The following is a 12,161-nucleotide window of genomic DNA, read 5'->3' on the forward strand; positions in this document are numbered from 1 at the left end:
CTTATCGAGCGTGGAAGGCAACAAGACCAGGTCGGATTCCGACTGGCGTAGTTCATGCCGGAGAGAGACAGCAGCCACGGCCCTGAGTCCGGAATCGTATCGGACTCCAGGCGCCATACACATCTCCTTCAGAGAAAAACGGTGCGGGATGACACAGAGGATCTCAGTCGGACACCCGATCGACGTTGTCACGGGAGTCCTCTTCCATGAAATGACCGACCGCGTCCTTGTCGGCCGCGTGCGGGTCCCCTTCAGCCGGCGTTACAGCACGGCCATGCGCCCCGCGGCGGGCGGCATGTTTGGCCCGGGGTGGTCATCTCCCTATGAGATGCGGATCCGGCGCGACCTCGACGGTTACCGCATGCTGTTCCGCGACGGTGAATCCGAGTTCACCTTCGCTGACCCCCAGGAACAGCTCTCCAGGGGCCAGGCCGTGCGCAACCTGGGTGCCTACATGGAGTTGCGACGCCAGAATGGGCATCTGCAGGTTACCTCCTGGACGCCCGACGGCCGCAGCGTGGTGAGCTACCACTTTCGCGACGTCACGGATGGCCAGTGGTCCCCACTGGTGAGCGTGCAGGACGTCGCGGGTCAGGGCGTGGACGTGGTGCACGATGTGCGAGGGCGCATCGTGGCGCTCCAGGAGCGGCGCAGCCGGCGCTCCTTCTTCCTGGCCTACGACGCGATTGGCCAACTGGCCGCGCTCCATGCGGACGCGGCCCGTTCAAGGGCTCCGCTGGTTCGCTACCGCTACGACCATACCGGCAGGCTCTCGGAGGTCGTGGACGCAGCCGGCCATGTCAGCGCATACGCGTATGACTCCGCAGGCAGGATGGTGCGCGAGGTGACGCGCACCGGGGCGGTCTGGAACTTCGAGTTCGACTCTCAAGGCCGCTGCACCCGCGCACGTGGACAGGATGGGTTCGACGAGAAGTCGCTCGAGTATGTACCAGCCAGTCGCACCACCCGCGTCACCGACAGCCGCAACTCCACCTGGACATATCAGTACTCCGCGGCAGGTCAGGTGGAGCGGACGGTCTCGCCGCTCGGCCGCGTGTGGTTCGTCCAGTACGATGACTTGGGGCGCACGGCGATGGCCTGTGACCCGAACGGGACTGCACGCACCTTCGAGTACGACGAGCTCGGACACTACAAGGCGATGACGACGCCGCAGGGCACGTCGCACTACGACTTCAACGCGCACCACCAGCTCATCCGTTTCACCGACGCGCTGGGGAGTACGTGGCAGCGCGAATACAGCCCCGAGGCCAGGCTCACCGCCATCATCAACCCGCTGCGCCACCGCTGGACGTTCACGTGGGACGAGCGAGGGGACCTCACACGCCTGGACTACCCGGACGGCGGCCAGCGCCGCTTCATGCACGCGGCCAACGGAGACCTCCACTCCGAGTCGAGCTCCACCAGTGGAACGTGGACGTACACCTACGGCCCGCTGGGGGAGCTGCTCGAGTCCAGGAATCCGCTCGGGGGCATCACGCGGCGCGAGTATGACGCGCGTGGCCTGCTCGTCAGCATCGAGCGCCCCTATGGGGGGCGTACAAGGCTCGAGTACGACGCCGGTGGGCTCCTGCTGCGCTCCGTCCGCCCGGATGGTTCCACCCTGGTCTTCCGCCGCTCCGGGTGCAGCGGGCGGCTCACTCAGTTCAGCGAGGGGGCTTACGTCTCCCGCTACCAGTGGACCCAGGAGCCCTCTCTGCTCGCCGAGGTGGTGAGCGCGACGGGCGAGCGCCATCGGTTCGAGTACGACGAGGACAACCTCCTCGTCAGCGAGACCACTGCCGACGCCAGGGAGATCCACTACGCCTACGACGCAGGAGGAAACCTCGTCCAGAGAACCGAGGCCGACGAGACGGTGAGCTATAGCTATGGCCCCCTCGGGCTGCCAACGCGCGTCACCTATGCGGACGGCTCCAGGGTCGACATCACGTACGACGCCGCGGGGCGGCTGACACGCGTCGTGGATGGAGAGGTCGAGCTCACCTACGTGCGCGACGCTTGCGGCCATCCCGTAGTCGAACGCTCAAATGATTTCATCGTGGAGCGTGAGTTCGACGCCATGGGCCGGGTCGTCCGCCGGAAGACCGGCATTGGTCACGAAACGCAGTACGCGTACGACGGCGACGGCAAGCTCGTCTCCATGGTGGTGGGCGGGCAGGCGCTGAGGTTCGAGCGGGACGCGCTCGGCAGGGAAACGCGCCGACTGCTGCCCGGTGGTGCGCAGATTCTCAAGTCATACGACGCACTGCACCGCCTCGCGAGCACGGAGGTCCGCATTCCCGGCCAGACCACGTCCACCGTGGACCGCCAGTGCAGGTACGACGCGCAGGGGCGGCTCACCCTGGTCGCCGACCGGCGCTGGGAGGCGTCCGAGTACACGTACGATGCCGCGGGCTGGCTGACGTCTTGCACCGACGCGTTGGGGCGCGAGCGCTACGTGCGCAACGCCGCGGGGCACCTCGTGCGCGTGGAGTCGGATGACGCGGCCTGGCTGCAACGCACCGTGCAGCCCGCGGTGACCAGGGCGGATGTGAGGCGCCTGGGCCCGGGTGGGCGCCTGCTCGCCCAGGAGGGGTGTGCCTACGTTTACGACGCCTGGGGGCGTCTCACCCAGATGATGGACCAGCGCTCCCCCAAGACCGCTGGAGTGTGGCGCTACGCCTGGGACACCCGCGGCCGGCTGGAGTCGGTGACGCGGCCCGATGGAGCCGTCTGGCGCTACACGTACGACCCCTTCAACCGCCGCCTCTCGAAGGAGGGCCCGGAGGGGCGCACGGTGTTCCATTGGGATGGTGACGCGCTCGTCCACGCCCAGAAACATTCCGGGCTCACCACGTGGGACCACCTCCCGCAGCGGCAGGAGCTCGTCGCCCAGCGGGGAAAGGGGCCCACTCTCTTCGCGGTGACCGATCACCTGGGCGCGCCGCGAGAGCTCGTCACCGGGGAGGGAATGGTCGGGTGGGCCGTGCAGCTCGCGCCCTTCGGTGAGCCGCGGCAGGAGGTGGCAGTGCTCGACCGGTGCGCGCTCCGCTATCCGGGACAGTGGGCGGACGAGGAGAGCGGCCTCTCCTACAACCGCTACCGCTACTACGCGCCCTGGACGTCGCAGTACCTGTCGCCGGATCCGCTGCGGCTCTTCGATGACCCGAACGGGGCCTATGGCTACTCGACCAACCCGCTCAGGGCGATCGACCCGCTCGGACTCATCAATGTCGAATACGACCCCTACAACACCGAGCTCGACCGGCCCGGTTCCGTCTATGCGGAGATCTACCCTTCGGACATCGGCACGGGGACAGGCCCCTCCACTGTGCCGAGGGGTTATAACCCCAAGCATCCGGACCACCACGAGCGAGCCCACATGATCGGGCGCAACCTGGGCGGGGACGGAGGGGACATGCGCAACATCTGCATCCTGACCGCGGGCTCCAACCACCCGGTCATGTATGGCCACGAGGAGACGGTGGTGCGCCACATCAAGGCGACGCAGAATCCCGTGGTCGTCTTGGTGACGCCGCACTACGACGGGGAGTCCAACATTCCCACGCGCCTGTCGTACCTGGCGCAGGACGCTGTCACCGGGGCCGTCGTCGTCGAAGCGAACGTCGAGAACGGCATTCACAAGAAGCGCTACAACAAAGGGGCCTGCACCCATTAAGGGGGTGCTCGTTGGCCGGTATCCGCACCGCAGGTCGGGAACCAGGAGAAGACGAATGAGGAGCCCCACGCAGCTGCCCGAACTCGAAGTGCTCGGAGCCCAGCGCTTCACCGTCTCGGACGCGCTGCTCGACACCGCGAGCGAGGCGCTCGGCCTGAGGTTGCCCGCCTCGTACCGCGAGTTCGCGAAACGCTACGGCTTCGGGGCGGTCAGCGGCATGTTCGTGGTCCACGTCCCGGTGCCCGCAGGTGCCACCCCCGGCTGCGCGGGGCTCCTCGAGGTCTCGCGACAGCTGTCCGGTGAGCTGGCGGAGATGGATGCATCGCAACCCTTGAATGTCCACCCGGATGGAACACAGGAACTCGTCCGCCGGCTCGTTCCCTTCGGGGAGAGCGTCAACGGGGACGTGGTGGCGTGGGACCCGGCGGCACCCAGCGGCGGAGGGGAGTTGTGGCTCTATCTCGTCTCGATGCGAGCGGGTGGCGTGTACCGGGCCGCGCCCAACCTGGCCGTGTTCCTGGCGAAGACGCTCGAGCCGGGGCTGGGCGGTATGCTGGAGCGGATGCAAACCCATCTACCCGCTACCTTCTCACCCCATTCCTTCGAGACCGTGTAGGGGTCAGTCACGCCAGGTGAGGAAGAGCACCTCGCCGGAGTCCAACCCCACGGCGATGACGTCCCTGGGTGAGATGGCGAGGGTTCTGGGCTTGGCGGCAGGCTTCCAGAGCCCGTGCGCGGTGCCACGGACGAGGTCCCACCGGCGAACCGTCCCATCCTCGGACGCGGAGAGCGCCGCCTCCCCATCCGCGAAGAGGGCAAGCGCATGCACCGGTCCCGTGTGGCCCTCGAAGCTGAAGAGGCAGTCTCCGCTCTCCACGTCCCACACGGCCACCACCTGGTCCTTGCTGGCAGAGAGGATACGGCGGCCATCCGGGTGCGCCACCACGGAGGTCACGGTCGCGGTGTGGCCCTCGATGACACGCAGACATTCCCCCGTGTCCACGCGCCACACCCGAAGCGTCATGTCGCCACTCGCGGACACCAGGCGCTTGCCGTCGGGAAGGGCGGCGAGCGCCATCACCACGCCCGTGTGCCCCTCGAATGTACGCAGGCAGGTGCCCCGCTCCAGGCTCCAGTGCCTGACCCTCTTGTCCCGTCCACCCGTGAGGGCCTCACGTCCACCAGCCAGCAGAGTCACGGCCAGCGTCCCGCTCATGTGCCCCTCGAGGCGTGCGAGCACTCCGGGGGGCTCCAGCCCCCACAGCTCGAGAGGGCCGTCGTTCTTCCCGGCGAGGACGCTGCGCTCATCGGGAAGGAGCGCAATGGCCTGGGTGGAGCCAGGGGGGGGCCGGAACTTCTTGATGGGTGAGCCGGAGGCCATGGTCCACAGCCGCCAGCGCTCGTCCTCCCCGCTGAGCAGCCGCTCTCCGTCGGAGGAAAGCGCAAGCAGGCGGACAGGCCGCTTGTGGCGCGGAGGTGCCTCCTGCACCGGTGAGACCGTGCTCCACAGCCGGAGCGTGCGATCATGGCTGCCCGACAGCAGGTGCTGCCCATCGGGCAGGAATGCCACACAGGACACGGCGAGACGGTGCGCCTCGGGGAGACTCCCCTCTCCCGAGGCTCGGCTGGCGTAGGTGGCTTCGGCGGTGCCGGACGCCAGATCCCACAGCCGGACGGCATCGTCCAGCCCTCCCGAGGCCACTTTGCTGCCGTCTGGCGAGATGGCTACCGCGAGGGCGGGGTACGCATGAAGCCCCAGCACACGCCATGTCCCGGTCTGGAGATCAAGGATGCGCAGCGCGCCGTCAGAACACGAGGCCAGCGCCTGATGCCCATGGGGGTGGAGCACGGCCGAGATGACCTCGGAGCCCGGACCATCGAAAGTGGCCAGGAGCTCGCCCTGCTCGAGTGAGAGCACCTGGACCGTGTCGTCGTAGCCCCAGGTGATGAGGTGTTGTCCGTTGGGGGAAATCGCCGCCGCGCTGACTGGGGCCTGTTGGCGACGGAAGGTCTGGAGCGTGGCGCCTGTCTCGAGCGAGCCCAGCTCCACCCGCTCGTCGTATCCCCAGAGCAGGAAGCGCTCCCCGTCCGGATGGAGTCGCACGCCTCTCAACTCAGGCCAGCTGGACTCAAGCACCCAGAGGCATGCACCCGTCTCAAGACTCCACAGTCTGAGGTCCCCATCGCGCCCGGCGGACACCATGCGCGTCCCGTCCGTGAGCAGCGCGGCGTCTTTCACGCCGCGTGTGTGCTCAGAGAATACGCGCAGACACTGCCCCGTCCCGAGTTCCCAGAGACGCAGTGACCCATCCAGGCTCGCGGAGACGGCATGGCGGCCATCCGGGTGCACGGCGAGTGCTTCCACGCGCTCGGTGTGCCCCTCGAAGCTCCGCAGCAGGACGCGGTTGGATGTTCCCGGTTGCTCCCGGAACTGATGCAGGAACTTGGGGCTGGAAGAAAACATGACGTCGGGAAGCTAGCACCAAGCGCCAAAGAAGAGGGGACGGGTCTCTTGCTGAGCTTCACGTAACCGGAGCAAGCCCATTGCCTGCACCGCGTCCATCACCCAACAAGCCCTGGGCACGAAAGCCAGCAGTGGCGCGAGGCCCGGCGCCGTGCCCAGCTCGTGATTCGTCGCGGAGAGCGCCACCACCTCCGCTCCCTCAAGGAGCGCCACCGCCCGTGACACCTCTAGCTCTCCCGCCGGCAACGGCAGCCACCGCACCTCGCAGCCCTGCCGGGCTACCTCCTCGACAGGTCCCCGGAGGGCCGAGTGCTCCAGGCGGCTGGAGAAGCTTGGGCCCCGCGTGTGCGACAACGCGAAGCGGAGTGCGTGACCCAACGCCACCGTGCCACTCGGCGCCCAGCGGAGAGCCGCGTGCGAGCAGCACAGGTAGTCCTCACAGGTGTTGCGGAAACGTGGTCCAGGTAGATCATCCGCTTTTGACGTCCTTCCCCGCCAACACTACATTCCGCAATTGCTCCCATCATGCAACGCAAACTCCAAGAGTTGCAGGAAACCCTGCGCAACTTCGTTGACCAGCGCGACTTCCTCATCCTCGTGGTGAGCGCCCACGATGACGAGATGGCCTGGGTGCTGAAGACGCTCCAGGGACTCGACGAGGAGATGGACGCGGACCTCTTCCTGGTGTGCAACCAGGAAGCAGGTCCGGTGGCACAGTACGCGACGGCGGTGAATGCGGGCGTCGCGGCCCAGATCGAAGTAGCCAATACCGCACGCAAGGCGAAGGGAGAGCCTCGCTGGGCGCCTCTGCCAGCACAAGGCCAGGACACGCGGCTTCCCCCCGCCGAGCGGCTCCGGTCCGCGATGATCCACATCCGTTCGCTGATGCCAGCCGAGGAGGACCACCGGCTCGTCTGGTGCCTGCTGCCGCCGAAACTGAAGGATCGCGCCGGCTTCGCGCAGCTCGTCAGCCAGCTGCTGCCCCTCAAGGGCTACGAGCCGTGGATGCGCTCGCTGCGCATCATCGTCCGGGATGACCGGGCGGAGCCCTTCCTGGGGCCCACATTGAACAAGCTGAAGGCACCGGGAGTGCTCCTCTACGAGGTGGACTTCAGCACCGGAGCGCTCACGGATGGACTTGCCCAGGATGCCGTGGACGAGAGCAGGCCCGTCGCGCAACGGATGCAGGCGCTCGTCCAGCTCGCGGCGCTGGACTACGCCCACCGGCGCTACCCGCAGGCCCTGGAGAAGTACGGCCTGCTGCACGACTACTACGCGGAGCATGGCGCCAAGGAGATGCAGGCGCTCTGCCTGCAGGGGGCGGGGGATGTGCTGCGGCAGCTTGGCAAACCCGAGAAGGCCCTGGAGCGCTACCAGCAGGGGCTCGCGCTGGCCATCCAGACGAAGGCGCTGCCCGTGCTCCTCAATCTCGCCATGGCTGCGGGTGACGTCTGCCTGGAGTTGAAGCAGTACCCGGACGCCGAGGGCTACTTCGACATCACGGACCAAGTGGCCGCCAAGGCGCTCAACGCCCACGCCAAGGCGGACGCGCTGGAGAAGCTGGGACGCGCCCGGGAGGGCCGGACGAACACGGGAGGAGCACTGCGGGCCTGGAGGGACACGGCGACGCTGTGTCGAAGCGTCGGGTATCCGGAGCGGCTGCGTTCTGTGCTGGAGCACATGGCCCGGCTCTACGAGAATGCAGGCATGCGGCAGGAGCGGCAGCAGTGTCTGACGGAGCTGCGAACCCTGTCCTCACGCGAGGAGGCACGATGACTCCAGGCTCGACGACGGCCCACCAGGCGGTGCGACAGGCCCAGCACCCCCCCAGTGCGCCCAAGCCGCTGCTGCAGCCCACGGGCGAGAACGTCGTGCTCGACTCGTTCGCGGCGGTGGTCAATCGCACGGCCGCGCCCTTCCAGAACGCGCCCCCCGCTCATCAGGGCGCAGTGGGGCAGATCTCCCAGGCGCTGTCCGGCGTGCTCGGAGTCATTGGCGCCCCAGTGGAGTTGCTCAACACGGGCTTCGCGCTGGCCACTAACACCGTGTCGGCCATGCTGCCCGCGTTGCCCGCGGCCACGCTCACGGCCCTGCATGTGGGGATGCCGCACCCCCACGCCCATCCCCCCAGCCTCATCCCTCCGGCCCCGCCCATTCCACTGCCAAGCATTGGTACCGTGCTGCTCAGCGGATGTGTCTCCGTGCTCATCAACGGCCTGCCAGCCGCGCGCGCTGGAGACGTAGGCATCTCCGTCACCTGCGGCACCTTCACTCCACCGCTGGAGATCTACACCGGCTCGAGCAAGGTGTTCATCGGCGGGTCGCGGGCCGCCCGCATGGGAGACATCACCAAGCATTGCACGCCCTCGGCGGGCCCGATGTCCAAGCTGGCGAAAGTGATGGTGGGAGCGGGAATGGCCGCGGGAGCGTTGAGTGTGGCCACCAACCTCATGGATGCAGCGGCCTCGAGTGCCGCGCCCTCGGATTCCGCTGACGCCGCGGCCGCGAACGCCGCCGCGGCGTCCGGGCAGGCGTTGGCGGCGGGAATGGCCGCGGCCCAGCTCGCCGCCGATGCCGCCGCCATGGCCATGTCCATGCTGGTTGGAAAGGACCCGGGGCTCATCCCAGGCATCGGAGCCCTCGTGACGGGACAGCCGAACGTGCTCATCGGCGGCTTTCCCATGCCGCCCATGAGCGACGTCGCGAACGGGCTGATGAAGCTGGTGAAGGGCCTCCGCGGGGGCAAGCGCGGCGGACGCAAACAGGGGCGGCAGTCCTGCTCGAACTGTGCGTGAGCACAGGCGCGAGCACGACCTCCGCCCCTGCCTCGAGCTCAGCGGTTGATGACGAAGCCGCAGGCCGAGTCGAGCACCACCTTCGCGCCCGCCAGGGCCGTCAGCAACCGCTCGTAGTGCGTGCGCTCCGCCGACAGCTGGGCCTCCACCGCCTCGGCCTCCAGCCCCTGGTGCGTCAGCGACAGCTTCATCCGCTCCAGCGCCCCGTCCCGCTCGGCTTCGATCGCCTTGCGCGCCCGCGTCTGAAGCTTCGCCATCTCCGCCTCGGCCGCCTTCTGCGCCACCGGGATGCCCTGCTCCACGAACGCTCCGAAGCCCGGGAAGATGCGCAGCCACTCGTCGCCCTTCAGCCCCTTGCCCTCGGCCTCCAGCGCCGCCAGCACCGTCGTGTCCGCCTTCGGGCCCGTGGGGCCCTCCACTACCGCCACGTGCACCAGCGTGCGCTCCAGGAAGCGGGCAATCTGCCGGCTCGGCACCCGCGCTCCCGGTGACGTGTCCTCCGGCTCCGGCATCTGCACGTGGTAGAGCAGCTCCACCCCCTTCGCCTTCAGCGGCCCCCGCTTCTCGATGAAGCGCGCCCCGCTGCGCCCGTACGGCCCGTCCCTCAGGAAGCCGAACAGCGCCTCCACGATCGAGTGGCCCGTCGCGAAGTACTCCAGTTCCTCCGCCTCCACCGCCGTGTCCCGCCAGAAGGTGCCCAGCACCGTCCGGTCCTCGTTGATGTCGATTCCCGGCAGGCCCTCCACCTTCAGCGCATGGCCGAACTGGAACGCGCACTGGAACGCATCCACCTGCTCGTCCGTGTCCACGCCAATGCCCACCCGCCGCGCCAGCTCCGTCACCGTCTCCTCGAGCTTCTCATCGAGGTCTCTCGCCACGCTCCACAGGCCCTCCTCGAGGCTCTGCTCCTCCTCCTCGTCGGCCTCCACCCCGATGCGCTCCTGCGCCCGCGTCACCAGCCGCGCCACCGCGTCCTTGTCGAACGAGCGGATGTCCAGCAGCGGGTCATACGCGCGCTTCACCTGCGCCCGCGCCTTCTCCACCCGCTCCTTCAGCTCCGAGGCGTACGCCACCCGCGACTCGCGCGGCAGCAGCGCCATCTCCGTCAGCCGCTCCTCCACCTCCTCCAGCACCGCGTCCAGGCCTCCCACCGTCTCGCCGAACACGCCCACCGCGTCCGCCAGCAGCATCAGCACGTCCGACGCCAGCGTCCCCGCCGGATCGAACACGTGGATCTCCACCGGGTGGTTCTGCCCGATACGGTCCAGGCGCCCAATGCGCTGCTCCACCGTGGACGGGCTCCACGGCAAATCGTAGTGCACCAGGTGGTGCGCGAACTGGAAGTTGCGGCCCTCGCCGCCCACCTCCGTGCACAAGAGCACCTTGGGGCCCTCGGGGTCGCGGAAGCGCGCCACCTGCCGGTCCCGCTCCACCATGGGAAGGTCTCCATGGTAGGCCAGCGCCTCCACGCCCTCGCGCCCCAGCTCCGTGCGCAACGCCTCCAGCGTGTCCCGGCTCTCCGTGAACACCAGTACCTTCGCGTTCGGCTCCGCGCCCCAGATGCGGCCGCGCAGCACCTCCAGGAAGGCGCCGAACTTCGCGTCGCGCGTGGGCAGCTTCAGGCTCCCCGCCACGCCCGCCAGCGCCTTGTTCGTGCGCAGGGCCTCGCCGAACGCAGCGGGGCTCGACTCCAGCCGGCGCAGCAGGTTGCCCAGCGGCGCCCCCCGCAGGTTGCTCTCCGCCAGCGCCGCCAGCGCCGCGTCCCGCGTCTTCAGCTCCTCGGCCGACAGCTTCACCGGGTGCCGGTGCAGGCGCCGCGTGGAGAAGCCGCCCACCACCGCGCGCCGGTTGCGCACCAGCCGGTCCGACAGGCTGTACGTCTCCGCCAGGTGCTGCAGGAGCGCGTCCCGCTCCTTCAGCGACTTCAGCTTCGCGTCGTCCGGGAAGCGCGCCGCCAGGGCCTTCACCGCCCCCGCCGCGTCCTTGCCCTCCAGCAGCCCGCGCACCGCCGCGCTCAGCTCCTCCTGCCGCGCCAGCCGCTGCTCGAAGCCCTCCACCGTGGGCGCCGTGCTCGCGTCGATGAGCGTCAGCAGCCCGTGGTACTCGGCCGGGTCCAACTGCATGGGCGTGGCCGTCAGCAGCAGCAGGCCCCAGCTGTTGCCCGCCAGCGCCTCGGCCGCCTCGAAGGCCTTCTCGCCCTTCAAGTGGTGCGCCTCGTCGATGATGACCAGGTCCCAGAAGGCGTCCTCGCCCGCCACCGACCGACGGTGCTCCTCGCCGCGCGCCAGCATCTCCAGGCTCGTCACCACCAGCGGGAAGCGCGCCCACGGCGACACCCCCGGCATCTCCTTCAGCGACTGCGCGTAGCGCTCCGAGTCCATCAGCGTGAAGAGCTGGTTGAACTTGTGGAAGAGCTCCACCAGCCACTGCACCGTCAGGTGGCTCGGCGCCACCACCAGCACGCGACGCGCCAGGCCCGACAGCCGCAGCGCGCTGAACACCATGCCCGCTTCAATCGTCTTGCCGAGGCCCACCTCGTCGGCGAGCACGAAGCGCGGCCGGCGTGCGCTCAGCACGCGCTGCACCACGCCCACCTGGTGCGGCTTCACCATCACCCGGCTGGCCAGCAGCGCGCCCAGCGCGTCACACCGCCGCTCGTCATCCATCACCAGCGCCTGCTTGCGCAGCGTGAAGGCGCGCGAGTCCCCCACCCGCCCCTCGCGCAGCGTGGACAGCAGATCCGAGCGCGGCGCGAGCGCGTGCACCTCGGACTCGGGCAGCTCGTCCTCCTCGCCCGTGTCCGTGTAGCGCAGGACGTACCGGCGCAGGCCCCGTCCGCCCTCCTCCTCGCCCAGCACCGTGGCGCGCCGGCCCTTGGCCGTCTGCACGGGCTCGCCCTTCGTCAGCGGGTGGTGCACCAGCGCCCCGCCCTTGGTGGACACCAGCACCGGCTCCCCCGTCCGGGCGGGAAAGAGGACGAGCGCCTTGGCGCCCTCATCCTGAAGCTCCAGGAGATGCCCCACGCCCCACTCGGGCTGGGGGAGATAGCGGACCTTGTTGCCAGGAACGAAGGACATGGTCGGAAACGGACCCTCAACGTGGAAAGGGGGTTCGCTCATAACCCCGGCCCGCCCCCTCGGCCATCCCGCGAACCCCTCGAATTCAGGACCGGCCTCGTACCCCGGGGCGATGCCGCTGTCATCCATTCGACAGCACCCTGCCCATC

Annotated in this window: 6 protein-coding genes and 1 pseudogene; 4 read left to right on the forward strand and 3 right to left on the reverse strand. The window is 68.7% G+C overall.

The window, feature by feature from the left end; all coding sequences use genetic code 11:
- Nucleotides 1-148: 148 nt before the first annotated feature.
- On the forward strand, nt 149-3,676 hold the full coding sequence (locus VFZ09_RS22240; protein WP_329729652.1) for an RHS repeat-associated core domain-containing protein: 3,528 nt from the start codon (nt 149-151) through the stop codon (nt 3,674-3,676).
- A 55-nt stretch (nt 3,677-3,731) separates the two neighbouring features.
- Nucleotides 3,732-4,292, forward strand: coding sequence for an SMI1/KNR4 family protein (locus VFZ09_RS22245; protein WP_329729653.1), 561 nt, complete (start codon nt 3,732-3,734; stop codon nt 4,290-4,292).
- A 3-nt stretch (nt 4,293-4,295) separates the two neighbouring features.
- Here the strand turns inward: VFZ09_RS22245 and VFZ09_RS22250 are convergent, their stop codons facing one another.
- Both VFZ09_RS22250 and VFZ09_RS51685 read right to left on the reverse strand, forming a co-directional pair.
- Complete coding sequence (locus VFZ09_RS22250; RefSeq protein WP_329729654.1) at nt 4,296-5,780, reverse strand: WD40 repeat domain-containing protein; 1,485 nt, start codon at nt 5,778-5,780, stop codon at nt 4,296-4,298.
- A gap of 69 nt (nt 5,781-5,849) precedes the next feature.
- Nucleotides 5,850-6,140, reverse strand: a pseudogene (locus VFZ09_RS51685) (WD40 repeat domain-containing protein); the annotation flags it as partial.
- Nucleotides 6,141-6,665: 525 nt separating this feature from the next.
- Here VFZ09_RS51685 and VFZ09_RS22255 point away from each other — a divergent pair.
- Both VFZ09_RS22255 and VFZ09_RS22260 read left to right on the forward strand, forming a co-directional pair.
- A complete protein-coding gene (locus tag VFZ09_RS22255) occupies nt 6,666-7,916 on the forward strand; it encodes a tetratricopeptide repeat protein (protein WP_329729655.1) in 1,251 nt (416 codons plus the stop codon).
- Complete coding sequence (locus VFZ09_RS22260) at nt 7,913-8,935, forward strand: PAAR domain-containing protein (RefSeq protein WP_329729656.1); 1,023 nt, start codon at nt 7,913-7,915, stop codon at nt 8,933-8,935. The genes VFZ09_RS22255 and VFZ09_RS22260 overlap by 4 nt, the downstream gene beginning before the upstream one ends.
- Before the next feature lie 38 nt (nt 8,936-8,973).
- On the opposite strand, the gene VFZ09_RS22265 is transcribed toward VFZ09_RS22260, so the two are convergent.
- On the reverse strand, nt 8,974-12,012 hold the full coding sequence (locus tag VFZ09_RS22265; RefSeq protein ID WP_329729657.1) for a helicase-related protein: 3,039 nt from the start codon (nt 12,010-12,012) through the stop codon (nt 8,974-8,976).
- Nucleotides 12,013-12,161: the final 149 nt, after the last annotated feature.

The sequence above is a fragment of the Archangium sp. genome, assembly GCF_036277355.1.
In the GTDB taxonomy this organism is placed as follows: Bacteria; Myxococcota; Myxococcia; order Myxococcales; family Myxococcaceae; genus Archangium.

What these genes read in the sequence shown, in the direction of transcription:
- VFZ09_RS22255 (WP_329729655.1), top strand. Translation starts at nt 6,666, where the DNA reads ATGCAACGCAAACTCCAAGAGTTGCAGGAAACCCTGCGCAACTTCGTT.
- VFZ09_RS22260 (WP_329729656.1), top strand. Translation starts at nt 7,913, where the DNA reads ATGACTCCAGGCTCGACGACGGCCCACCAGGCGGTGCGACAGGCCCAG.
- VFZ09_RS22240 (WP_329729652.1), top strand. Translation starts at nt 149, where the DNA reads ATGACACAGAGGATCTCAGTCGGACACCCGATCGACGTTGTCACGGGA.
- VFZ09_RS22245 (WP_329729653.1), top strand. Translation starts at nt 3,732, where the DNA reads ATGAGGAGCCCCACGCAGCTGCCCGAACTCGAAGTGCTCGGAGCCCAG.
- VFZ09_RS22265 (WP_329729657.1), bottom strand. Translation starts at nt 12,012, where the DNA reads ATGTCCTTCGTTCCTGGCAACAAGGTCCGCTATCTCCCCCAGCCCGAG.